21 protein-coding genes are annotated in these 25,543 nt (G+C 26.7%); 1 reads left to right on the forward strand and 20 read right to left on the reverse strand.

Annotated elements, in window-relative coordinates; all coding sequences use genetic code 11:
- Position 1: 1 nt before the first annotated feature.
- The 8 genes from neuB to NNC19_RS13255 form a co-directional block, all read right to left on the reverse strand.
- Positions 2-1,051 (reverse strand): N-acetylneuraminate synthase, encoded by a 1,050-nt coding sequence (gene neuB, locus NNC19_RS13220; RefSeq protein WP_310939137.1) that lies wholly within the window; start codon positions 1,049-1,051, stop codon positions 2-4.
- Between the two features lie 3 nt (positions 1,052-1,054).
- Positions 1,055-1,759, reverse strand: coding sequence for an acylneuraminate cytidylyltransferase family protein (locus NNC19_RS13225; RefSeq protein ID WP_310939138.1), 705 nt, complete (start codon positions 1,757-1,759; stop codon positions 1,055-1,057).
- Positions 1,749-3,185: an oligosaccharide flippase family protein gene (locus NNC19_RS13230; RefSeq protein ID WP_310939139.1), complete on the reverse strand. Its 1,437-nt coding sequence runs from the start codon at positions 3,183-3,185 to the stop codon at positions 1,749-1,751. The genes NNC19_RS13225 and NNC19_RS13230 overlap by 11 nt, the downstream gene beginning before the upstream one ends.
- A gap of 11 nt (positions 3,186-3,196) precedes the next feature.
- The gene (locus tag NNC19_RS13235) at positions 3,197-4,825 is read right to left on the reverse strand and encodes a hypothetical protein (RefSeq protein WP_310939140.1); all 1,629 of its coding nucleotides are present in this window, start codon (positions 4,823-4,825) and stop codon (positions 3,197-3,199) included.
- Between the two features lie 21 nt (positions 4,826-4,846).
- Positions 4,847-6,013, reverse strand: coding sequence for a beta 1-4 rhamnosyltransferase Cps2T (cps2T, locus tag NNC19_RS13240; RefSeq protein WP_310939141.1), 1,167 nt, complete (start codon positions 6,011-6,013; stop codon positions 4,847-4,849).
- A 14-nt stretch (positions 6,014-6,027) separates the two neighbouring features.
- On the reverse strand, positions 6,028-6,675 hold the full coding sequence (locus NNC19_RS13245; protein ID WP_396136426.1) for a sugar transferase: 648 nt from the start codon (positions 6,673-6,675) through the stop codon (positions 6,028-6,030).
- 133 nt (positions 6,676-6,808) lie between these two features.
- On the reverse strand, positions 6,809-7,447 hold the full coding sequence (locus tag NNC19_RS13250) for a CpsD/CapB family tyrosine-protein kinase (protein ID WP_310939143.1): 639 nt from the start codon (positions 7,445-7,447) through the stop codon (positions 6,809-6,811).
- A gap of 11 nt (positions 7,448-7,458) precedes the next feature.
- Positions 7,459-8,148, reverse strand: coding sequence for a Wzz/FepE/Etk N-terminal domain-containing protein (locus tag NNC19_RS13255; protein WP_310939144.1), 690 nt, complete (start codon positions 8,146-8,148; stop codon positions 7,459-7,461).
- Positions 8,149-8,547: 399 nt separating this feature from the next.
- Here NNC19_RS13255 and NNC19_RS13260 point away from each other — a divergent pair, with 399 nt between their 5' ends.
- Positions 8,548-10,905 (forward strand): NBR1-Ig-like domain-containing protein, encoded by a 2,358-nt coding sequence (locus NNC19_RS13260; RefSeq protein ID WP_310939145.1) that lies wholly within the window; start codon positions 8,548-8,550, stop codon positions 10,903-10,905.
- A gap of 117 nt (positions 10,906-11,022) precedes the next feature.
- On the opposite strand, the gene NNC19_RS13265 is transcribed toward NNC19_RS13260, so the two are convergent.
- The 12 genes from NNC19_RS13265 to NNC19_RS13320 all read right to left on the reverse strand — a co-directional run bounded on the left by NNC19_RS13265 (position 11,023) and on the right by NNC19_RS13320 (position 25,531).
- Positions 11,023-12,705, reverse strand: a complete 1,683-nt coding sequence (locus NNC19_RS13265) for a hypothetical protein (protein ID WP_310939146.1) — start codon at positions 12,703-12,705, stop codon at positions 11,023-11,025.
- Between the two features lie 277 nt (positions 12,706-12,982).
- Positions 12,983-14,020 carry an acyltransferase family protein gene (locus NNC19_RS13270; protein ID WP_310939147.1) on the reverse strand — a complete coding sequence of 346 codons (1,038 nt, stop codon included), beginning with the start codon at positions 14,018-14,020 and terminating at the stop codon, positions 12,983-12,985.
- A 36-nt stretch (positions 14,021-14,056) separates the two neighbouring features.
- On the reverse strand, positions 14,057-15,511 hold the full coding sequence (locus NNC19_RS13275; protein ID WP_310939148.1) for an oligosaccharide flippase family protein: 1,455 nt from the start codon (positions 15,509-15,511) through the stop codon (positions 14,057-14,059).
- Positions 15,512-15,532: 21 nt separating this feature from the next.
- Positions 15,533-16,423 carry a glycosyltransferase family 2 protein gene (locus tag NNC19_RS13280; protein WP_310939149.1) on the reverse strand — a complete coding sequence of 297 codons (891 nt, stop codon included), beginning with the start codon at positions 16,421-16,423 and terminating at the stop codon, positions 15,533-15,535.
- A 9-nt stretch (positions 16,424-16,432) separates the two neighbouring features.
- A complete protein-coding gene (locus NNC19_RS13285; protein WP_310939150.1) occupies positions 16,433-17,644 on the reverse strand; it encodes a hypothetical protein in 1,212 nt (403 codons plus the stop codon).
- Positions 17,625-18,725: a glycosyltransferase family 4 protein gene (locus tag NNC19_RS13290; RefSeq protein WP_310939151.1), complete on the reverse strand. Its 1,101-nt coding sequence runs from the start codon at positions 18,723-18,725 to the stop codon at positions 17,625-17,627. Before NNC19_RS13290 ends, NNC19_RS13285 begins: the two co-directional genes overlap by 20 nt.
- A 20-nt stretch (positions 18,726-18,745) precedes the next feature.
- Positions 18,746-19,633, reverse strand: coding sequence for a glycosyltransferase family 2 protein (locus NNC19_RS13295; RefSeq protein ID WP_310939152.1), 888 nt, complete (start codon positions 19,631-19,633; stop codon positions 18,746-18,748).
- 25 nt (positions 19,634-19,658) lie between these two features.
- Positions 19,659-20,726 (reverse strand): glycosyltransferase family 4 protein, encoded by a 1,068-nt coding sequence (locus NNC19_RS13300; protein ID WP_310939153.1) that lies wholly within the window; start codon positions 20,724-20,726, stop codon positions 19,659-19,661.
- Position 20,727: 1 nt separating this feature from the next.
- Complete coding sequence (locus NNC19_RS13305; protein ID WP_310939154.1) at positions 20,728-21,909, reverse strand: glycosyltransferase; 1,182 nt, start codon at positions 21,907-21,909, stop codon at positions 20,728-20,730.
- Between the two features lie 52 nt (positions 21,910-21,961).
- Positions 21,962-23,086, reverse strand: a complete 1,125-nt coding sequence (locus NNC19_RS13310) for a glycosyltransferase family 4 protein (RefSeq protein ID WP_310939155.1) — start codon at positions 23,084-23,086, stop codon at positions 21,962-21,964.
- A gap of 20 nt (positions 23,087-23,106) precedes the next feature.
- Positions 23,107-24,153, reverse strand: a complete 1,047-nt coding sequence (locus NNC19_RS13315; protein WP_310939156.1) for a mannose-1-phosphate guanylyltransferase — start codon at positions 24,151-24,153, stop codon at positions 23,107-23,109.
- Positions 24,154-24,184: 31 nt separating this feature from the next.
- Positions 24,185-25,531, reverse strand: a complete 1,347-nt coding sequence (locus NNC19_RS13320) for a UDP-glucose/GDP-mannose dehydrogenase family protein (protein ID WP_310939157.1) — start codon at positions 25,529-25,531, stop codon at positions 24,185-24,187.
- Positions 25,532-25,543: the final 12 nt, after the last annotated feature.

Here is a 25,543-nt window from a genome sequence, read left to right on the forward strand (position 1 = left end):
CCTAAAACATATCTAATTCAATTAGTTCATCTGCCTTTATATCAACTTTAGCAGTACGTCCTACAACAAAATCTAAATATTTAGGTTTAATTCCTGTACCTGGTCTTTTCATAGTGAGCATTTCACTTGTTATAACTTCACCTTTTTTAATATCCACTTGTGCTACAATACTCTTTTGAGCAACACTTTTAACTTCTAATTCTGATTCATTAGGTTTCTTTATTGGTGACCCAAGTGCTTTTTCTACAGCTCTTATTCCATCTACTAACTGCTTTAATTCATCAGGCTCTAGAGAAGCTGTATGGTCTGGCCCTGGTAAACTTCTATCTAAAGTAAAATGCTTTTCAATTATAACTGCACCTCTTGCCACTGCTGCTATAGATACTGCAGTTCCCATGGTATGATCTGAATATCCAGTTGGAACACCAAAGGCATCCATCATAGTATTCATAGCCCTTAAGTTAACTTGTTCTTCATCAGTTGGGTAATTTGATGTACAATGCATCAATACAATTTCTTCATTACCTTCACTTCTTATTGCATCAAGAGCATCCTCAATTTCTCCCAAAGTGGACATTCCTGCTGAAAGTATTATTGGAAGCTTTTTCTTAGCAATTCTTTTAAGCATAGGTAAATTAGTTATATCCCCAGAGCCAACCTTATAGGCCTTTATTCCTAAATCATATAAAAAGTCCACACTTTCATCATCAAAAGGAGTTGCAAAAGCCTCTATACCTTTTGATACTGCATAGCTATATAATTCTTTTAAATTAGATTCATTTAATTCTAATCTTTTTAACATATCATATTGAGATTCTGACTTATCAGTTGTAACTTCCTGATACTTCGCCTTTGGAGCCATTTTAGTAACCAGCGCTTCTGTCTTAAACTTTTGAAATTTAATAGCATCCACCCCTGCTTCAGCTGCTTTATCTATAAGTTTCCTAACTATATTCATATCACCATTATGATTAACCCCAAGTTCAGCAACAATATAAGTACTTTCCCCTTTTCCTATTAATTTTTCTCCCACTTTTATCTTTTGCATCATAATTTATATTTCCTTTCTCATTAAAAACTCTGCTAAAGCAAAATCCTCTTCATTATCTATATCAACAGAATCATTACTAGACATGAAAAAAGGCACCACTTTTTCTCCTAAAATTTTTTCTCCTTCCATGATTAGATCCCTTTTACTAATAAATATAGAGCCATTCATCTTATATACCTTAGGTAAATCTTGACGTCTTGTAAATTTCTTTTCATCTACCTCCATAAATGATTCAATATATCCACCTTTTACCACTTTCATCCAGTATGGATTATAATCAACTTCAGTTATAGATACCAATGAATCAGCATTAGCATCATTAGCTATCGCTTCTATTGCACCATCTAAATGATTAGATGTTCTAAAAGGCGAGGTTGGTTGAATTGTAATTATATAATCATAACTTTCTCCATTACTCTCCATAAATCCAGCAGCGTGTTTAATCACACTTACAGATGTAGCTGTATCTGTTGCAAGTTCACTAGGTCTTACAAATGGCACAGAAACTCCAGCCTCTTCAGCTACTTTTATTATTTCTTTATCATCAGAAGATAATATAACTTTATCAATATATTTACTGCCTTTACATGCATTAATGCTATACCCAATAAGAGGTATTCCATTAAGACTCTTTATATTTTTACCCTTTACACCCTTAGAGCCACCTCTTGCAGTTATTATAGCTAGTATTTTCTTATTATTTATCATGCCCAGTTCTCCTTTTATTATTTAAATTTTTCATTTGTAAGAATAAATTTTTAACCTCTCTAATATAAAGGAATGAAAATATCAAAAGCACTCCTAAGACCACTAATTCTAGTCTTTGTATTTTAGAAAAAATAATTACACTTCCTGCACAAAAAACTATATACTTACCTATTGAAGAGTAAATAAATTTAAAATAATTTTCTATTTTTAGTATCCTACACAATATAAAATACTGAGAAAGAGAATAAAAAATATTTATTATAAGAGTTCCTATGGACACTCCAAATAGCCCTAATTTTGATTCTATGAATGCATATTGTACTGCCACTGCAATTAAACTTGTAACCACCTGCAAATTTACAAGTTTAAATTGCAAATTATTAGATAATAAAAATACACTAACAAAATAGCATAATTGATTTGCAATTACTGATAAAACAAGTATTCTATAAATCACAATACTTGGCACATATTGTTTCATTAATAAATTAACAAATGGAACTATTAATATCATTCCTGCTATAGTTAATAAAACACCTAATATTTCTAACATTCCATTTAACTTTTTCATTTCATCTATAATAGAATCTTTACTCAAATTATTTTCTAAATTCAATTTTCTTAATGCTTCTGGATAATATATAAATAACACTGAATTTAAAAACATCAATGTAGCTTTTGCAATCTGACTTGCAAATGTATAATAACCTAGCTCCTCTTTGCTAAGAAATTTAATTATAAACATCCTATCTATAGTGGTTAATATGTAAAAACCTAAATTATAGATTAATAATGGTATTCCCACACTTATTAATCTAATAAATACCTCTTTATCAGCTACAAGCCTTAAATTTTCAACTCTTTTAACACAACTAATAAAGGTTACTATATCTGCAATTAATAATGCTATTAAAGCTCCATAAATTCCCCATTTACTTATTAGTAGTACTGTTAAAACAGCTGATAATGAATGATAAATTAGCTCTATATTGTTAATTTGTCTCAAGTTATCCTTAACTCTAAAATAGTTAGTGAAATAGAGCCTGAACTGGTCAAATATTGCAATCAAACAGACCAAAAAAATATATACTCCCATTGGAGAATATTTATAAATATTTAAATATACCATCCCCCCTATTAAAAATAATCCAGATAGTATAACTAAAAATGAAAAGGTACCATTAATAATTTTATTTACCTTTTCTTTATTCTTTTCAAGGATAGAACACTCTTTGGTCATGGCATAAATGGTGCCAAAATTAGCATATAAAAAATAACTTAAAATCAATAATAAATTGCCCAAAACCCCAAAGGTTTCAGGTCCAAGCTGTCTAGCATTAATTAACTCTCTCAAAAATCCCAATATTAAAGCAGCATACTTTACCACCGTATAAATAAATGTGCTTTTTATAAAACTCTTCTTCATTGTGTTTCCCTTCAATGTTTTTTCCTAAACCACTTAACAAATTCATCTTTTTTAAATGGCTGCATATATGATTCTAAGAGCTTATCTGAGTTCTTATATAACTCATTAAAATCTGTCCTCTTTAGATTATTCAAAAAATCCTCTTTATTAGTAAATTTAATAACAGAATCAAATTCTTCATATGGTATTATATTAGGTATTCTAGAATCTTTATATAAACATACTGGCCTTTTTAACATCATAGATTCCAATCCAGTTGTAGATTGAGTTATAACAACCAAATCACTTTCCTCAATTAAAGTTAATGTATTAAAAGTCCTATCACATATGGTGATTCTAGATGCATAATCAGAATGATTAACCAAGTCATAGAACCAATCCTTATTACTTTCTCCTGGATGCAATTTTAATATTAATGTAGATTCTCCATTCTCTTCTAATACTTCCTCTAACACATTAAATAAATTCCTATTTATATCATCTGCAACATTATTAATTGTCCAAAGAATTTTCTCCATTTTAAAAGGTTTTGAAGAGCTATTCGTATAAAACTTATTAGCTTCATATTTAACATTACCTACAATAACAATCTTATCTTTAGATTCCCCTTTACTTACTAAATAATCCTCTGCCTGTTTTCCCCAAGCTAAAAAATAATCTGCATAAATAGGGGTAAAGGCAAGCTCTCCAATAGACCCATGCTGCAAAACATATGTTAGTATATTATATTTTTTTGCTACTTGGCACACCAATCTAGAAATAGCATGAGAATCACTAGGCAATAATATATTTTTCACATTATTATCTTGAAAATAATCTTCTAATGACTTTCTATAAAGTTCTAACCCTATAAGCTCACTTCTCATAATCTTAATAAAATGATTTTCAAACCATTTAAGGCTATATTCATCACCTTGAATTAAATCATTAAAATGAGAAGCAATTTTTTCATTTCCCATAACCATTTTTAATTTTTTATTTATCCTAGAGATTTCTAAAAGATATGATTTATTACCAATTACAGTTTTACTTTTATTATTTGCAAGTTTATACATATTACTTCCAAAACATATAGTTGTAAATTCTATAGAATTCATTTCATTCTCTAGAATTTCCATCATACTAATCATGGATTTATTATTTATTTCTTGAATGATTACATTTGCAGTATTATTAAAACTATCAGATGGCTCTTTCTCTGTGAAAAACTTCATTATATATTCTAAACCCAATACTTTAACAATACCCTTAGCATTATTTAATTTATATTCACTGAAACATTTTTTTAAATTTAAATCTTCGCCATACCTTTTAGATATTACACTTAGAATATTCCAATCATTCATATCTTTAATCAATAAATTTATATCACAATCATTTAACATAACGATTTCAAGCATTTCATTTAATTTAAGATATCTCTCTATTATGAAAAAACTCTTTATCTGTAATAAACTACCAAGGTCTACACCATCCTTTTGAATTAAGCTAACCTCCCCATCCTTAAACCAATTTTTACTGGTTTTTAGTGCTAATTCACTTAGTTTATGTAAACTTTCATCCTTTAAAATACTTTCTACACTATCATATTTAATTTCCCTATCATTTTCATTAACAAATATATTTATATTTTTTTTCATTGCAGTTATTTACTCCAAACTTTAAATATTATAAGAAATGAAGAAATCCTCATACATTTTAACTATATGAGTCCAAGTATAATCATCTTCAATCCTCTTTTTAGCCGTACCTTCAAGTTTATTAATATCGTAGTAGCCTTCTTTATCCAAATTATTTAATATATTAGAAAGAGAACCATCCTCTTTACTAAAATATAAAGCACCTGATTCAGCTACCTCTCTATTAAATCCCACATCAAGCAATATATTTAGACTCGTATTAGCCAAAGCTTCTAATAACGATGGATTAGTGCCACCAACTTCATGACCATGCAAATACCCATATGCATTCTCCCTAATCTTTTTTAAAAGTTCAGCATTATATACAGTTCCAACAAACTTTATTCTTGGATCTTTATGAAATTGTGTTCTTTTTTTAAGATCTTGATAGAATTTATTTTCTTCAACATTAGTTATTAAGACCAGGTCTTTTTTAGTCTTAGATTTCATAAATTCAGTTATCATAATTTCATAATTATTTTCAGGAACAAATCTCCCAACAACAAGATAGTAGTTTTTCTTCTTTAAACTATGTTTAACATACCAGCTAATTAATTCTTCACTACTATCACTTAACTTTGACATTTCCCTATCTGCACCATATGAAATATAGGTAGTTTGTGGAGAATATTCTCTATATTCTTCATTGATATATCTCTCTATATTCTTTGAATCACAAACTAATAAATCCGAATGTTTGACCATTAACCCCTCAGATAATTTCCAATATTTTTTTATAGCAAAATTCCACTTATCCCTTTTCCATTCATGCCCATCTGGATTAACTATTAAAGAAACTCCTAGTTTATCCATTTTCTTTTTATACTTTTTAATGAAAGGTCCTATTCTACAAGCAAGTATGTATATTATTGCTTTATTAATCTTTTTTTCTTCTATGTACTTAATGCAACTTTCCAATGCCAAAATATCATAATAGACAGCCTTTCCTGGACCAATATTGGGGACTTTTATGCCGAAGCATCTAGCCCCATTATGTTCAAACTCATTTTCTCCATCATTGCTCAAACAAGAAACATGATACTTTATATCTTCACTCATTTGATTTTCTGTTAACTTTTCAACAAAGGTTTCAAACCCACCATATTTAGCTGGTATGCCTTTTGAACCTATTATAAAAACATTTCTCAAAGCATTATCGCCTCCTAGCTGGCATTTTTATCTCCAAAAAGTAATAAGAATGTTTTTAAAATTAACTTTATATCAAGAAAAATGCTCTTATCTCTAACATACTTAACATCAAGTTGCATCCATTCTTGAAAACCTATATTGTTTCTTCCAGACACTTGCCAATAACAAGTTAATCCAGGCTTAACACTAAATCTTTCCATCATCCAAGGTTCAAACTCTTTAACTTCATCAGGAAGTGATGGTCTTGGTCCAACTAAGCTCATTTCACCCTTTAAAACATTAAAAAGTTGTGGTAATTCGTCTATACTAGTTTTTCTAATGAACGCTCCTACTTTAGTAATTCTAGGATCTTTTTTCATTTTAAACATAGGACCAGTCATTTCATTTTGCTCTTTAAGCTTTTCCTTAAGTTCTTCTGCATTTACAACCATAGACCTAAACTTATACATTTTAAACTCTTTCCCTTTTAAACCTACCCTTTTTTGTACAAATACAACATTCCCTTTACTTTCAAGTTTTATAGCTGCAATTACAACGATTAAAAGAGGTGCTAATAATAGTATTCCAAAAAGAGAAAAAACTATATCTATTAATCTCTTAAAAAATGAATAACTTACTTCAATTTTTTCATACTCTTTCTTAAGTACCACTTCTTTTTTCATTAACTCAGTATTTTGCATTTTAAACCCTCCCACATAGTTAAAAATGACTATTTTCATTTATTAAATTTTTTATTTATAATAAATTTTATCTTTGCAGTGATAAATTTTATCCTTTGATTTAAATTAAGCTTGTCTAATTTTTACCTTCTTTTTTTCTACTTTTTACTTCATTTAATACAACACCTAATAAATTAACCCCAACCTTATCTAATAGTGCTTTTGCATCAAATACTTTATTTCTTTTTGTTTTACGAGCTTTTACCACCAAAATTACTCCATCAGCTTTAGTTGAAAGGATTTGAGCATCACTATAATCATTAAGTGCTGATGAATCTAAAATTATTATTTGAAAATGTTCTTTAAGTTCTTGCAGTAATTTTTCCATTGTCCTTGAAGATAGCATTTCTGCTGGATTTGGTGGTATTGTTCCTGAAGTCATTACACTTAAATATTCATTATGCTTATGTATTGCTGAATAAATATTATTCTTTCCTATTAAAATATCTGAAAGTCCTAATAACCCTGAAGTTTTAAACTGTTTATTAAGTGTTGGATTCCTTAAGTTGCAATCTATAAGTATTGTCCTTTTTTTAGCCTCTGCAAAAGCTAAGGCTAAATTCCCTGCTGTCGTGGATTTCCCTTCCCCTGCTTCTGAACTTGTAACAACTATTATCTTTATATCCTTATCAAAAGATGAATATTGAATATTAGTTCTTAAAGTTCTATATGATTCAGCAAAAATTGATTGCGGTTTCTTCTCAACTATAAACATTATCTACTCCTTTATCTCTTCCTTTCAAAATTCGGTATAGTTCCAAGAGTTGATGTTTTTAGTAAGTTTTCAATTTGTTCCTTATTCTTAAAGGTATTGTCCATAAATTCAAGTAAGATTGATATTCCCACACTAATCATTAAACCTAACATAAAACCTACAGCTATATTTACTTTTTTATTTGGACTTATTGGATTTTCAGGTAATGTAACTGTTTCTACTACTTTTACACTTACATTAGAAATTAGCTCTTTTGATGTTTTTATAAATTCATCTGTAACAGCAGCTACTACATCTCTAGTTTTCTGCTTATCTGTACTTACATAACTTATAACCATTATTTGTGTATCAGGCTTTGGAACTACATTTAAATTACTTAGTACATTGTCCACTTTTAAATCAATATTTCTATTCGCCAAAGATTTACCCACTAAATCTTTGGTTAGAATTACATCAGAATAAGTCTTTAAAAGTTTTTGATACATTTGAACTTCATTACTATCATAGTTACCATCCACTGATTCTTGGCTAACTTCTTTCCCAACAAATAATTTTGTGCTAGCTTGATATTTAGGTTCTATCCCATATAAACTTAGTGCAGTAGCTAGTGCTGTTGTTATTAGCGTTACCCCTACAATAAGAAACCATCTACTCTTTATAGCATGCATTATGTCTTCTAACTTAATATTTTCATCTTTCATCGTTTGCCTCCATATTAACCGTCGAAACGACACATTTCGCATTCTTTGAGTTAATTATATCACCTATTTTATAATTTGTTAAGAAATTTGTACTGTATTTAATACCAAAATATTATTTTTACTTTTATTTCAACAACTCGACATTTTCTCGTTTTTGTTAAATAAAAATTCTATATTTTTAAATCTTTATCTAAAGAAAGGTACATTGTCCATAGAAATATAATGATTGGATTTTTTGATATAATGAAGGAATTAATTTTTACAAAGAGGCTCCCCCTAAAATTCTTCTATTTTTTCTTGTTCACATTAGAATGATAACTTTTCCTATACATTTTGTGGCAAAACTTATAAAATATATAATGTGTTGATAATTATTGAAAAAAGGGGGAAACTAAATTTATGATGAAAAATAATTTAATTAAAAAGATATGTACTGTTTCATGTGCATTGATTTTTTTAACACAATTATCACTTCCAAGTGCTACAGCTTCAGCATCTACATATAGTCCAAGTAGTGCCACGAAAAACACAAAGCCAGCTATTGCTGCAGGTAATACATCGGCTGCTTTAAAAGATGGGCTTAATACAGCTGTTGCAGCTAAAAATTCTACAGAAGGACTTAGTAAGGAACTTACAGCATCTGCTTCTCCTGCAATCTCTTATGATGTTACAGGATCACCAACTGTGGGAAGTATTATATACATTAATATTAATGTATCTTCTGCTAGTAACCTTTATGGTGCAGGAGTTGACTTTGTTTATGATACAAGTTTGATTGAAGTTCAAGATGTTAGTACTGGAAACTTATTCTCTTCTAGAAAAGTTGAGCCTACTAAATGTAAAAAAGGAAATGGACAAGTTTGTATCGCTACAACTTTAACTGGTTCTGATACTCCTATAAGTGGAAGTGGCTCTATTGCTATTATTAAAGCTAAGATTCTTAAGGCTGGAACTATTAATTTGAAGACTACTAATAGTATTGATAATTTGTCTTTGAATGGGGTTACTACTTCTGTTAAGTTGGCTGATAATAATACTGATAAAATTAGGTATACGTTTGTGGATAAGAGTATAAATACTTTAAATGCACCAGCCTTATCTTCTGAAATAGTTAGTTCTGATATTCCTACTTCTATGACCCCAGGGCAAACCTATAATTGTACTGTTAAAATTAAAAATACAGGTTCCCAAACTTGGGATGACTTAGTTAATACTAAATTAGGACTTTTTGATGACATTTCAAAACTTAATGTTTCTTCTAGAATTAATTTAACTAAAGTCACCAATCCTGGTGAAATTGCAACTTTTACTTTTTCAATAGTTGCTCCTAGTACTTCTGGTAATTGCACATTAAGTATGCAAATGATCAAAGAACATACTGCTTGGTTTGGACCTAAACTTTCTAAAAGTATTATTGTTGCTCCAGCTTTGTCTTCTGAAATAGTTAGTTCTGATATTCCTACTTCTATGACCCCAGGGCAAACCTATAATTGTACTGTTAAAATTAAAAATACAGGTTCCCAAACTTGGGATGACTTAGTTAATACTAAATTAGGACTTTTTGATGACATTTCAAAACTTAATGTCTCTTCTAGAATTAATTTAACTAAAGTCACCAATCCTGGTGAAATTGCAACTTTTACTTTTTCAATAGTTGCTCCTAGTACTTCTGGTAATTACACATTAAGTATTCAAATGATTAAGGAACATACTGCTTGGTTTGGTACAAAACTTTCTAAAAGTATTATTGTTGCTCCAACATTGTCATCTGAAATAGTTAGTTCTGATATTCCTACTTCCATGACACCAGGGCAAACCTATAATTGTACTGTTAAAATTAAAAATACAAGTTCTCAAGCTTGGGACGACTTATCTAATACTAAATTAGGACTTTTTGATGACATTTCAAAACTTAATGTTTCTTCTAGAATTAATTTAACTAAAGTCACCAATCCTGGTGAAATTGCAACTTTTACTTTTTCAATAGTTGCCCCTAGTACTTCTGGTAATTACACATTAAGTATGCAAATGATCAAAGAAAATGATACTTGGTTTGGTGCTAAACTTTCTAAAAGTATTATTGTTGCTCCAGCCTTGTCATCTGAGATAATTAGCTCTGATATACCTACTTATATGTTTCCTGGGCAAACTTATAATTGTACTATTAAAATTAAAAATACAGGTTCCCAAATTTGGGATGACTTAGTTAATACTAAATTAGGACTTTTTGATGACATTTCAAAACTTAATGTTTCTTCTAGAATTAATTTAACTAAAGTCACCAATCCTGGTGAAATTGCAACTTTTACTTTCTCAATAGTTGCTCCTAGTACTTCTGATAATTACACATTAAGTATGCAAATGATCAAAGAACATACTGCTTGGTTTGGTCCTAAGCTTTCTAAAAGTATTATTGTTGCTCCAGCTTTGTCATCTGAAATAGTTAGTTCTGATATTCCTACTTCTATGACACCAGGACAAACCTATAATTGTACTGTTAAAATTAGAAATACAGGTTCCCAAACTTGGGATGACTTAGTTAATACTAAATTAGGACTTTTTGATGACATTTCAAAACTTAATGTCTCTTCTAGAATTAATTTAGCTAAAGTTACTAATCCTGGTGAAATTGCAACTTTTACTTTCTCAATAGTTGCTCTTAGTACTTCTGGTAATTACACATTAAGTATGCAAATGATCAAAGAACATACTGCTTGGTTTGGTCCTAAACTTTCTGAAAATATAAATATTAAATAGAAGCAAGAAGACTCGGATAAATAAATTCGAGTCTTCTTATTTTTTCAATATCAGCAACATTATCATACACCTTAATATTAGTAAATAGCATTATTATAAAAATAAATTTGCACCAATTTATTGCTTATTAATAATTATTTGATCTAAGTTTACTACAGTACTATCTTCACTTGAATTATTTTGCTTTGTATTTAATACCTGGAATATTATTCTACAATATTTTGCCCCAGGTGGCGTCATTTTTTCATTAGCCAATAAACTCCATTCATTAGTTGCACCTATTTGAACAAAATTTGTGCTTGTATTATCATATAAATATGGCATAGGAATTTCCTCCCCATTCTCTCGAATAAATCTGAAATCTGTTACAAAACTGCCATATCCACTTTTTATTTTGTAAGCAAGTGAATAACTTACTATATCATTTGAACTTACTGGAATATCGATAAACCCATAAAAATTTTGCATATTTGTACATTTTATTTCTAAAGATCTTCCAAAATGGAATGGATTATTAGTTGATAGATATATGCTTCCACTACTTTTACTTTCTTGCTTTATAGGAATATAATTATCATTTTGTTCACAATCCGCATTGTTTATTAAATTTAATGTTTGTGCAATAGGTACATGCATTTTTGAACCTAATGCAACATGATTATTTATTGCTTTTACTCTATTGATTCCACTTATAAATGTTAAAGCGGTTTTCAACTTTATATAAGCACTTATGTTATAATACTTTATATCTAATGGTAGTAGACAATTTTGTATTACTATACCACCTAGATGATTACTATTAGCCACTAATATTGGTGGTATATCACAAATATTATCATTTAATATAATACTTGATGAATCAATAACAACAAATGCATCTCCATGTACCTCCAAAAACGGAGTTATGATATGTTTACTTGTTGATGGAGGATTTTCAAAATGACAATGATTAAAACGCCCTGTAGATCCATTTCTGAAATATAAATATGTTGTATTAAAACTGCAATTGTCAAACATTAATTCTAAAAATGAAGCAACATCTATTTTTCCACTACCATCTGCAAACATACAACTTGTAAAATGTATATTTTCTCCTGAATCAATTTGATAATCATCCTCATATATATGATATTCATTCCATAAGAATAAATTGTCTTCAAACTTTAATCTCCAAACATGGCTACCAAATTTAACACCATATTTGCAAGAAAATATACCACATCTTTTAACAGTAAAATTATCTTGCGAAACATACTCTTTTACTAAATCACTACCATCTATATATATTCCTATAGATTGAATTCTTACTATATTGTTATTTTCATCTCGCTCTAAATAAGGATTTATTTGTATTCCTTCAAATATATTTTTATGCGTATATCTGTTAATATAAGCAGATTCACATTTCAATCTAAAACAATATTCATCATTATTCCCTCTAAAATCAAAAATTGATGCTTCCCCAATTAAGCTAATTTTGTCTATAGGTACAACTATTTTATTATTGCATTTATATCCCACACTAGGCTTGGGACAATAAACTGTTCCATATCCATTAAAAATTGCATAATCTATTATAGCCTGTATATTAGCGCTTTCTTCTGTTCCATCTCCTTTAGCTGGCGTTAATGGATATGGTGGACACATTATATTTAATACTGTATTACTCTGGCACAATTCTATGGAAAGTTCATTTTTTATATTGTTTTTTTCAACATATAAATTTAATAAAAGTTCGATTTTTCCCATATAACTATAATTCGTTTTTTTAGCTTTCACTATATGACTTAAAATATTCATTTACGCTCTCCTGTACAGTAACTATTTAACTAATACATCCTGGTACTTTTTACCACTATAATTTACTTGTTATTATATGCCTATTCTAATACTTCAGTTCTTTAAAAATTCAATATTTTAAAATTAATCTTTGTATTTTTTATTGAAAGTACATGACTTATCTAAAACTGTATATAAAAAATAGAAAGTTAGAAATACTCTAACTTTCTATTTTTTCATCATAATTTAAATATAAAGATACAAACTTAAATTATATATCATTCCAAAATTAATACTTTTAATGTTTGTATTTTTTACAAAAAATTAATTTAACAACATAATATGTATACATTCTAACTTTATCAATAATAATGCAAACAAAAAAAATAATCATAGAACCTATTATTAAATATGCTATAAAAATTAAATTATTCAAAATTTTTTCATTTTTAAATAGATTATAGATAACTTCTCTGATCATTCTTTGTTCATGTATCAAATAAACAGACAAGGTCATTGATGCAATAGAATTAATTTTTTCTGAATAATTATTAGAAATCTTAATTTTTTTAAAGAACAAAAACATACTAATTGAAGCAATATATATAATTATAAAATTATAATTATATATATCTGAAAACTTATTCTTATAATCAGATATAAAAAAATTAATCAAACTTAATATTACAGCACAAAAGATATAACTAAATAAATAGTAATATTTATTTATAATTTTAATATCATTTTTCTTTATATAAGCTCCACACACATAAAACAGTAAAAAATTAAATAAATCATACCCTGTTCTAGAACTCACAGGATTTATTGTACCTATAAATACTGCCCCTGTAGGCCAAATTACAAATATACATATTAAAATAATTATAAGTATATTAAATTCTTTTGTATTCAATTGGTTTAACATTTTATTAATATATGGTGATAAAATATATAAAACTAAATAATAACTTATAAACCACCATTGAAATGTTATTATTGGTAGTAAGCTTTTAAACAAAGATATCAAATTAAATTCTTCTAATCTAAACAACCAAAAAATAATTGATATTGATAATGAATAAAACAGGACTTTTCCATGAAGCTTTATAACTTTATTCCACTTGAATTTATTTTCTATCATAAAATATCCGCTTATTAGTACATATACATTTACAGCTACAATTGTTATTGAATTAAGAAAATTACAAACTATAAAATTGACACTATTTATATTAAGTGTATCTAATCTAATACCATAGACAAGTACATGATGAACTATTATCATATACATACAAATTATTCTTAGTAATTCAAAGTTTGATTCACGTACTTTCATATTTCCCCTCTCTATTTAACATATACAACTCTTGTCCTATGCCGAAATTTTTTTATCAACTTTTTTTATTAACAAATTTATAAATTTATTAATAACATCTTTTTGTACTTCATCCTTTAATAGAAATAAAATTAATACATATATACAAAAACCTATACTAACTTGTATAACATTGGTTATAAAAGTTGCACTCAACACACATCCAATTAAATAAACAATTATACTCATTGGTATAGTTGCAATTATATATTTTATAACTCCTTTAATCATATTTTTTATATCTAGTTCTTTTCTAACTAAAACCATTTGGATTATCACTCCAATCCATTCTGCAAAAATTAATGAAATAGATGCTCCATATGCACCTAACTTTCCAATAGTAATTAGATTAATTATAAAATTAAATATTGCTGAAATAATAATTGAAATAGTATATATATTTTCTTTTTTACCTGCAACTAAATATTGCACACCTATGATATTAGCCCATGAAACTGGGATTATTATTATCGATGTTAAACTTATTAAAATTCCTACATCATAATAATTTCTACCTAAAAACCATTGAACAAATGATATTCCTACTATTGATAAACCACAACTCATTGGAATAGATATATAGGAAATATATTTAAAAGATTTATTTATTAATAGCCTAACTTCTCTATGATTACCATTACTTATTATATTAGCTACTCTTGGCATCAAAACAGTTCCTACTGAGTTTATTAAAGTTATAATAATCTGTATTATTCTTTGTGAATAATCATAATATGCCACTTGCTCTGTTGCTGACAACCATCCAATCATAGTTCTTGATAATAATCCATAAACTTGAATTGAAATTTGTGGAATAAATAGCCCAATTAATGGCTTTAAATGAGATTTAATCAAGATAATATCAACATCAATCTTTAATAAAGACTTGGGCATATTTATCCACATAACAATTGTTCCTAAAATTGTAGCTATTATTGTTATAGAAATATACATAACTAAATCTTCTTGACTTTTTATTACTGAAAAAATTAAAATTACACTAATTAATTTAACTATAATATTTCTTAAAACAACCCTTTTAAAATCTTCTAATCCAGCGTATAACCAAGAAATATCAAATATTACACAAAAAATACTTATACCTTGTATTATGTAAATAATTTTATTCTCATTAATTGTCGCAAATATTAACATATAATATAAAATTATGGCTATTATACAAGTACATAATTTCATAAAAAATAGACTCCAAAATGTTTTATTTAACTTTTGGGAATCATCTCTTACATAAGCGATTTGTCTATTTCCATACATACTCATACCTAATGTTCCAAAAAGTATAAAATAATTTGCAATGGATAAAGAATATGAATTTAAACCTAGCTGATCTGGATTAAAAATTCTTGTAATATATGGCATAGTTATCAAAGGAATGATTATGGCCAATATTTGATATAATGTGTTGTAAATATAGTTTTTTAAAATATTCATAACTTATCAACTTTCTATTACTTATTTTGTTAGAACTTCTTTAAACGTAGTTTTATAAAAATCTATAGCTCTTAAGTTATACTTATAATCTCCTTTCTTTAAAATGTATTTCAAAAGACACATTTCCATATTAAAAATAATGTTTATTGCACATAGTGTAGAAGTCTGCCGTTTATTTAAAAACTTTTTATTATAATATACGAAACTCTCTAAGAACTTCTGGCTTGCAAATTCACTAATATCTTCAGTACTTTTTCCTTGTAAATGTATAATCTTAGCCTCAGTTAATATACATGCTTTAAATCCAGCTTTTCTTATCCTAAATGCAAAATCTGTTTCATCAAAATATAAAAAATAATTTTCGTCTAACATTCCAATTTCTCTTATAATCTCTTTCCTGAAAAAAAAGTCAGCCCCTATTGGGTAATCAACATAAAATTTTTTTGACTTTACATTAGCTTTGTAATATTTATCTTTCCTAATAAAACAAGCTTTCATAAGGGCTTGTTTTATACTTGGAAAACATCCAAATGTAATATTTTCTCTCCCATCTACATCAAGTAACTTACCACCACAAAGTCCCAATGAACTATCTAAATCCATCTCTCTCTTTAATATGTAAAATGCATTATTGCAAACTATTGTATCTGGATTTAATAAACATATATATTTTCCATTTGCAATCTCAATGCCCCTATTATTTCCATAATTAAACCCCCTGTTTTGAGATTCAATTACTTTTAAAACTTCTGATTTTATGCTTTTTACTTTTTCTACCGTCCTATCTTTAGAAGAATTGTCAACTACGATAATTTCATATTTAATTTCTTTTGTTGTTTTTAGTATAGAATAAATACAATTTTCAATATAACTTTCACTATTATAAGTAACTATTATTATAGATAAATCCATTTTTTCTCCTTATCTTAATTCTTGTAATTTTAAATTATCTGCATATGCTAAAACAATAGAAATGTATAAAATACTATCTGGAAAATCTAAATATGGAATAAACAATCCTACAATTCCTAAATAAATAAACATAATAATTATAAAATATTTATCTGTTTTAATTTTTGTTCTAATTTTACATATATTAATTATTTTAAAAATAATTAATAGTATGATAAAAGCTCCAATCAATCCAAACTTTACAAAAAAGCCCATAATCCCTAAATCATCAAGATACATTTTATATGCATTTCCATCAATATTTGAAAATAAAATCTTATGAACTTCCCCTCTCCCCATGATTGGATTTGAGGTAAATTGTTCCTTGTAGAATTCTATTTCATTTACTCTTGCAGATATACTTAAATCATTATTCTGCGTTAATTCTAGCATATTCTGTATGGTAGTTGAATTTAATAAACTGATACTTATTGGTACACAACACACAACAAATATTATTGACTTTGTAAATTTTGAATTCTTGATTTTAATAAACACCAAAATCATTGCACATATTGTAAGCGAAATAACTATAGTCCTAGTTTTAATAACAATTACTAAGACTAAAATATTAATTACACATGAAATAACATGAAAGATTTTGCTTTTAAATTTAGATTTTTCTCCAAAAATTAACTTTGTAAAACTTAAAAAAAATGCTATTGAAAATAATATTGTTCCAACATAAAGTCTTGGCTTATCAAATCTAAAATTTAACCTATAATCAAGCCCTTTCAATATTATTTGGGGATATTGATAATATTGTAAAATATACAACAATCCCCCACAAATACTTATGCAAATTAAAGTTTTAATAAATATTTCCTTATTTTTGTTGTTTTTATTTATAAAATAGCTTACAAAAAAATAATTTAAATACATAGTATAGCAAATTATCAATTTATATCCAATATATACAGGTTGTCCATATATATAATCTGTATTAAAAGGAGAAATAAAAATCAATATAACCAGTGCTATTATATGGTATCTAAAATTAAAATTTTTCCACATTTTTTTATATATTAATACAAAAACATAAAATATTCCAATTGCTATTACATAGCTTAGATTTTTTTCAACTGTAGTTTCTGTACTCCCTAATAAATAAAAAAAACCTTCATTCATAATTATACTGAGAGCAATCAGCATCAGTTGAAAATTATTTATAATCTTCTTCACTATTTTCTCCTTCTAAATATTCATTTATATTTCTGCATATTTTTGAATAATTAAAATTATTTTTAAATGTATCAAAAATTTTTTCACTCATATAATTAAAAAATTTTTCATCTTTGCTGCAAACATTTGTCATTAATTCTGCTAATGCAGTTACATCATCTATATCAAAAATGCTTCCTATCGTTCCATTCAATGTTATATCTTCAGCACTAATAATATTAGACATAATTACATAACATCCCATACTCATAGCTTCAACTGCCGCTATTCCAAAAGATTCACTTCTTGATGGCAAACAAAATATTTTTGACTTATTATATATATCAAATAATTCATTTCTATCATTAACTTCTCCATATATCTTAATTTTATCTACTAAATAAGGTTGTTCAAAAAATTTTTTTTCTATATATTGTCTGAATTCTTTTGTCATTGGCCCAACTAAATGTAATTCCCAATTATCTATTTTTTTATGTACTTTTATAAATGCATTTAATAGTATTTCTGTCCCTTTTTCATATATTCCCAATCTCCCCACTGTACAGATTATATTTTTTTTATTATTTTTATCAAAACTTTTTTTTGATATCTGTGTTCCATTAGGAATATATCTTATTTTTAATGATGGTAAATCTCTTTTTAACTCATTATATATATACTTAGTTTCAACTGAAATAATATTACACCTTTTAAGAATAAACTTATCAAATTTACTCATATTACGAATTTTTCTTAAATTCTCTATATTTGCATCTAATTTAAGAAAAACTTGTCCATTCCAATTTATTAATTTGTAAATTCCTATAAAAAGCAATGATTTCCTTGTAAAGTGATATAAATTTAAAATATCAATTTTTTTAGCTATTGAAATAAGATTTAATGAAATATCTATTATCTCATTTCCAATTATTCTTTTTACATATTTAATTTTAAGTCCATCCATACTTCCACAATCTACATTTCTTTCATATGTTAGTAATGAACAATCATAATATTTACCTAATATATCAGGTATCATTCCAACATCTTTATATCTATGACTAACCCTAAAATTAGGAAATATAGTAACAAAACTTTTCATAACTACTCCTACTTACTTTTTCAAAAACTTTTTCCTATCTTATTGTCATAATAATCTTCTATCCCTCTTAGAATTGCCTTGCTTTTTTGTCTATATTTCAAAATTGATATTAATCTAGTAAAAATAAAATAAGTAAGTGATATAAATTTAATTCCCACCCTATATTCAATTTTATTCATAAACATTAATCTATTTCTAGTAAAGTAATATAGGTACATTTCACTAAATTCCTCAACACTTGAACTTACTTTATGATATATTACACTTTTAGGCTCATAAATCATTTTATATCCTGATTTTAATACTTTCAAACAATAATCAGCATCTTCTAAATATAAAAAATAGTCTTCGTCATATAATCCTATTTCATCAAATATGCTACTTCTTATTAGTTGACAACACCCCGTTAAGAAAGATACTTCTCTTTTTATATTGAATTTCTGTAAATCTGGTGAGTTCATCCCATAATGACATCCCAATGCTTTTAATCTATTCAAATATCCACCAGCAGACCAAATCACTTTTTTTCTATCATAATAATATATTTTCCCTGCTGAAATTCCAACTAATGAATCACTCATAGCTTCAATTAATGGATTCAAAAAATTTTTATCTACTATAGTGTCATTATTAAGCAATAAAATATACTCTGCTTTTTTTTCTAAAGCATATTTAATCCCTATATTATTTCCTGCACTAAATCCATTATTACTATTACTTTTTAAAATAGTACAGTTGTCTAATTCTGTATCTAATAGATTATAAGAATTGTTTGTAGAAGCATTATCTACTACTATAATTTCAATGTTGTTATAAGTTATTTTTTTTAAGCTATTGACACATTCAATAGTATCTTGATATCCGTTATAGTTAACAATAATTATATAAACTAAAGGTTCTTTAATCATTTTTTCAACCTTTCTTAATTTTATTCTAATTTATTAAATTTTCCCACTTTTTAAAAATAAAATCACAATCATAATCCTCTGATGCTTTAAGACAATTTTTAGATAACTGATTAAATTTTTTATAATCTAAATTAATTGCTTTATTCATTACTTTTTCAAAATCCAATTTACTATTCTTATCAAAAATATATCCATTATACCCATCCTTCACTATTTCTATAGGTCCATAGCAATTTGATACTATACAAGGAATACCACTTGCCAATGCTTCAATTAAAACTATTCCAAATGGTTCATCCTTTGATGGCAATATTAAAAAATCATAGTCTTTCAACACTGTTTTTATTTCATCCTTTTTTAATATTCCTAGATATTTTATTCTTTTGTCTTTTTGACTCCTACTAATTATTTCGCTAGTCAATTTTCCACTTCCAGCAAACGCCACTTCTATATCTTCAGAGTTACTATTCATATAATTCAGGATCATTTCTATATTCTTTCTTTTAATTAATTGTCCTAAATAAATAATTTTCTTTCTTCCAATTTCTACATTATATAATTTTTTTTTCGAATACTCTTTTATATTAATAGAATGATTTACAACTTCACTTTTTTCAAAAAAATTACTTACCTCATTTTGTGTTTTTTTACTTACACATGCTACAGAATAAAAATTGCTTTTTAATATTTTTTCAAATTTATTTTTATTATTTATTTTTCCTCTAGGAAATGAATTTCCATTCCACTCCTGCCATGATGTGAAATATATAGATTTATTTTTTTTAAATACATTTTGATATCTGTTTAATAACTTGTTATATGGTGCAATACCTACTATCAAAATACTATCTTCTATATTCTTTAATTTAAATGTATTATAACTTTCCTTTATGAAAGTTTTTAATGCCTCTAATACATTTTTTCTATTTAAAATCGCTTTGATAAATCTTTTTATTATGGTTAATCTAGATAATATTATATAATCCTTAATTACTATATTACCTTTTTGATGACTATTATATAGTGCACTAAAATGACTTTTACTATCATATTCATGTAATATATACACTTCTGGCTTGATATAATTTTCCATTTTATCTCCTTTCTTCACATAATTTTTTTAATGATTTATTATAGATTTCTCCTATATGCTTCCAACTATAATTCTTTCCAAGCACTTCTATAGAATTATCAGTTAAGTAGTTATATCTTTCAATATTTTTTAATACTTCAACACACTTATTGGCAAAATCTATATCATTTTCTGCCACTATAACATGCTCTTCATCCTTGAACTCAGTCCCTTCAATTCCCTTTTGTGTAGTAACTACTAATTTCCTTCTTGATAAAGCCTCTAAAAGCTTTATCTTTACTCCGCCACCACTTAATAATGGTATTACAACTATATCTGCCATATCCACAAACTTATTTACATCATCTACCATTCCAGTTACTACTATTGAATCACTTTTTAAATCTAGTACTTCCTTACTTGGTTCTTTTCCAACTATATAAAATTTTACATCAATTAAACTATCCTTTATCTTTGGTAATATAGATTTAGCGAACCACATTACAGCTTCTTCATTTGGATAGTAACTCATTTTTCCACAAAATACGACTTTGTTGCTTGTTGTACTTTTTTCTATATTATCCTCTAAATAGTCCACTCCCATTGGTATTAGAATAGTTCTTCTATTATATTTTTTTTCAAAAAATTCTTTATCTTCTTTTGATATAAATGTAAACAAACTAATAATATCTTTTTTATACCAATTCACTTCAAATCTCTTAAGTTTATATCCTTCAAATATAAATGCCATCTTTTTTATTAAATTGTTACTTTTTTTACCTATGTTTATAAATGTTTTATATTCAATATTATGTTGAGTTAAAATTATAGGTACACTGGACTTTAAAGGAATATTGTACATTAGTTGAGGTATATCTACAATTAATACATCAATCTTTTCATTGTGGATGTCACTTTTTATTTGTTTCTTCATCTCTTTACTATATCTTGAAAAAGCAGAATAAGGCCTATAACTATTTAGTAAAGCACTTAATTTTCCTTTTCGTCTTTCATAAAACCTTACTTTACTACAATACCTATTTAACTCTTTTTCATCACTGTAATATACTTCTTCATCTTTTATACTATACAAATATATATTATTACCAAGATTTCTTAAACTCTTTATTCTTTCCCAAGTATATTTCCTTCCCCCACTATTATCAGGATAAGGTACTTCAGCTGTTATAATTCCAATATTCATATTTCCACCTATTCTCTTATATTGCAAATAAAAATTATATTAACTTCCTTTTTCACAAAATACTATCTATTAGGTTTTCATGTTCTTTAGCAACTCTTTTAACATCAAATTCTTTCTTCACTTTACAATATGCATTTTTAGTAATTAAATCAACCAAATTATTGTCACTAACTATTTTTAAAATTGCATTAACTCCTTCTTCTACATTATCAACATTTATCAATATTCCTTCATTATTATTAGTAATTAAATTAGGAATTGCATCAACATTTGTTGCAATTATTGGTTTCTTAGAAACCATATATTCAGGTATAACTAACCCAAATCCTTCCCATCTTGATATTAACATAGCTATATCAAACCTTTTTATATATGTATACACATCATTAACCCATCCTGTAATTAAGAATGAATCTTGTAGACCAAAAACTCTTATTAATTCTTCAATTTCTTCTTTTTCATCTCCATCACCAACAATAATAAAAAATGCATTTCTTATTATTTTTTTTATTTTTGCAGCTATTCTTACAAATGTATCAGGTGCTTTTTGTCTACTAATTCTCCCTACCATTCCTATAACTATTGTATTTTCAGGAATATTCAACAATTCTTTATCACTACTTTTAATCAAGTTATTTTCATATTCACTAATATCTATTCCATTAAATATTACTTTTACTTTATCATTAATACATATTTTATGTTTTATTGCAGATTGCTTTTCAGCATTAGAAATTGCTACTATTTTATCTGTCTTTTTAGCTAAAATTCTTTCAATTAGTTCATAAAACAATTTCTTTTTTTTAGACACATTCATATTAAAAGCCCAACCGTGTGGATTATATATTATTGACTTTCTTGTATAAAAATTTGCTATTCTCCCTAAAGCTCCAGCCTTACTGCTATGAACGTATATTAAATCGGGATTATACTTTTTTATAATTTTACATAATATATAAATAGCTTTAATATCTAATTTCAAGTTAATTTCTCTAGTCATATCAACAAATTCTATTTTATCTACTAATTTTCTATATATATTTTCTTCTTTAGCATATTGCTTAGAACATACTAATATTTGTTCATATTCATTTCTATTAAAATACTTAAACAGCATTTGTAGATACTTAGAAACTCCCCCATCTGATTGAGCTATATGCAGAATTATCTTTTTCATCCTCTTATCTCCTTATGATTCTAAAAGCTATCTTGATAACTATGTAATCTATTAAGATAATCTTTATTAACAACAAAAATACTTTCATTGTTTTCTGCAACCATTATATTTTCAATTCCAATCATAACTACTTTTTTCTTGTTATTAATTACAACATTGGATTTTGATTGCAAATATTCTGTATTTCCATTAATCGAGTTGTCGTTGCAATCTCTTTCTCTATATCTTTCAATAGATTTCCATGTACCTATATCATCCCATTCTATATTACTAGGAATTACATATATCTTATTGGATTTCTCTAATACTGCATAATCTATAGATATTGCTTCTGTACTACTATAATTTTTATTGATAAATTCTTGTAAAAATTTATCATTTATATTATTAATAGAACTTAATGCCTCATATGTTTTACTTGAATATTTTCTTATTTTTTCAATTATGTTGCTTGTTCTCCACATAAATATTCCGCTATTCCAAAGATATGAATTTTCATTTAGATATACTTCAGCTTTTTCCTTATTAGGTTTTTCCACAAATTTATCTACATTTAAGATAGTATAATTATTTATTTTTTCTACACTATTACCACATCTTATATATCCATAACCAGTTTCAGCTCTAGTAGGATTTATGCCTAAAGTTATAATAGCCTCATTATTCTTTTTTAGAAATTCATCTGATGTATATATTATTTCTTTAAGATTTTTTTCATTATTTATTATATGATCTGATGGTAAAACTACCATATTAGAATCTTTAAATCTTTTATTAATAATCAATGCAGATAAAGTTATGCATGGAGCAGTATTTCTTCCTTCTGGTTCAATAATTATATTTTTACTTGGTAATTCCTTCAGCTGTTCTTTTACTAAAGGAACATATTTTTCTCCAGTGCAAACAAATATCCTTTCAATTGGAATAATAGGCTTTATCCTATTTATTGTCATTTGTATCATGGTATCTTCACCAATTAAATTCAAAAATTGTTTAGGCTTTTCCTCGGTAGATAATGGCCAAAATCTTGTTCCCTTACCACCAGCCATTATTAAAGCACATAACATAAATTTTCCTCCCACACCTATCAATACACTTCTATATTGCAGCTACTGCAACTTCCTTTGCTTTATTACTTATATTGCATATTTCTTGTCTTCCTATAGAATAGTATTCTATTTCATTTTCTTTTATCTTTTCGATATCATAACAATTTCTACCATCAAATATAATTGGCGTATTCATAAGATTTATATATTTATCTATTTCCATAGATTTTATTTCTTTCCATTCTGTAAATATGAATACCATATCTGCATTTTCTAATGCTTCTTCTGGACTTTTAGCATAATCAATTTCTGTTGGTAATAATTTTTTGAAGTTTTCTTCTCCAACAGGATCATATGCTATAACTTCTGCTCCTTCACTTAATAATCTTCTAATATTAGGTATTGATGGAGCTTCTCTTAAATCATCAGTTCCTGGTTTAAATGTAAGTCCTAGAACAGCTACTTTTAGACCTTTTAAGCTACCAAATCTTTGCTTTGCTTTTCTAAACATTTTATACTTTTGATTTTCATTTACTTCTATAGTTGCTTTTATTGTTTTTATTTCATATCCATTATCATTAGCTAACCAATGAAGTGCCTTTGTATCCTTTGGAAAGCATGAACCACCATAACCAAGTCCTGCTTTTAAGAACTTATCTCCAATTCTAGGGTCAAAACTCATTCCTTTAGCTACATCTTCAATATTAGCTCCAACTATTTCACAGAAATTAGCTATTTCATTGATAAATGATATTTTTAAAGCTAAAAAGTCATTTGATGCATACTTTACCATTTCAGCACTTCTTCTATTAGTAACAACTATTGGTTGATTAAATCTCTCATATACTTCTCTTAATTGATTTTCTGCATATTTTGATTCAACACCTATTACTATCCTATTTCCATGAAGTGTATCAACAACAGCTGTTCCTTGAGATAAGAATTCTGGATTTGATGCCACTTCAACCCTAACCCTATTTTTAGCATTTTCCTTTAAATATTCTTCTACTTTATCATTAGTTCCTATTGGAACTGTTGATTTAACTACAACTAAGCAATCTTTTTCAATATTTTCTGCAATTTGTTTACATACACTAAAAACATAACTTAAGTTAGCAGATCCATCTTCTCTCTCTGGAGTTCCTACCCCGATAAATATAATATCTGCATTTTTATATGCATTCTTATAATCTGTTGTAAAATCTAGCCTTCCACTTCTATAATTTCTATCTAATAATTCGTCTAATCCTGGCTCATATATAGGTGAAATTCCTTGTTTCATTAGATTGACTTTTTTCTCATCTATATCTACACAAGTAACATTATGTCCCACTTCTGATAAACAAGCTCCAGTTACTAATCCTACATACCCTGTACCTGCTACTACTATATTCATATCTCTAAATCC

Origin of the sequence: Clostridium sp. SHJSY1, from assembly GCF_031626875.1 — a bacterium.
Taxonomy (GTDB): Bacteria; Bacillota; Clostridia; order Clostridiales; family Clostridiaceae; genus Clostridium.

Coding starts and splice junctions, on each gene's coding strand:
- NNC19_RS13225 (WP_310939138.1), bottom strand. CDS start 1,759: ATGATAAATAATAAGAAAATACTAGCTATAATAACTGCAAGAGGTGGC.
- NNC19_RS13290 (WP_310939151.1), bottom strand. CDS start 18,725: ATGAAAAGTTTTGTTACTATATTTCCTAATTTTAGGGTTAGTCATAGA.
- NNC19_RS13280 (WP_310939149.1), bottom strand. CDS start 16,423: ATGGATTTATCTATAATAATAGTTACTTATAATAGTGAAAGTTATATT.
- NNC19_RS13275 (WP_310939148.1), bottom strand. CDS start 15,511: ATGAATATTTTAAAAAACTATATTTACAACACATTATATCAAATATTG.
- NNC19_RS13250 (WP_310939143.1), bottom strand. CDS start 7,447: ATGTTTATAGTTGAGAAGAAACCGCAATCAATTTTTGCTGAATCATAT.
- NNC19_RS13295 (WP_310939152.1), bottom strand. CDS start 19,633: ATGATTAAAGAACCTTTAGTTTATATAATTATTGTTAACTATAACGGA.
- NNC19_RS13315 (WP_310939156.1), bottom strand. CDS start 24,153: ATGTTATGTGCTTTAATAATGGCTGGTGGTAAGGGAACAAGATTTTGG.
- NNC19_RS13245 (WP_396136426.1), bottom strand. CDS start 6,675: ATGAAAAAAGAAGTGGTACTTAAGAAAGAGTATGAAAAAATTGAAGTA.
- NNC19_RS13265 (WP_310939146.1), bottom strand. CDS start 12,705: ATGAATATTTTAAGTCATATAGTGAAAGCTAAAAAAACGAATTATAGT.
- NNC19_RS13320 (WP_310939157.1), bottom strand. CDS start 25,531: ATGAATATAGTAGTAGCAGGTACAGGGTATGTAGGATTAGTAACTGGA.
- NNC19_RS13260 (WP_310939145.1), top strand. CDS start 8,548: ATGATGAAAAATAATTTAATTAAAAAGATATGTACTGTTTCATGTGCA.
- NNC19_RS13300 (WP_310939153.1), bottom strand. CDS start 20,726: ATGGAAAATTATATCAAGCCAGAAGTGTATATATTACATGAATATGAT.
- NNC19_RS13235 (WP_310939140.1), bottom strand. CDS start 4,825: ATGAAAAAAAATATAAATATATTTGTTAATGAAAATGATAGGGAAATT.
- NNC19_RS13255 (WP_310939144.1), bottom strand. CDS start 8,148: ATGAAAGATGAAAATATTAAGTTAGAAGACATAATGCATGCTATAAAG.
- neuB (WP_310939137.1), bottom strand. CDS start 1,051: ATGATGCAAAAGATAAAAGTGGGAGAAAAATTAATAGGAAAAGGGGAA.
- NNC19_RS13270 (WP_310939147.1), bottom strand. CDS start 14,020: ATGAAAGTACGTGAATCAAACTTTGAATTACTAAGAATAATTTGTATG.
- NNC19_RS13310 (WP_310939155.1), bottom strand. CDS start 23,086: ATGAAAAAGATAATTCTGCATATAGCTCAATCAGATGGGGGAGTTTCT.
- NNC19_RS13230 (WP_310939139.1), bottom strand. CDS start 3,185: ATGAAGAAGAGTTTTATAAAAAGCACATTTATTTATACGGTGGTAAAG.
- NNC19_RS13305 (WP_310939154.1), bottom strand. CDS start 21,909: ATGAATATTGGAATTATAACAGCTGAAGTACCTTATCCTGATAATAGT.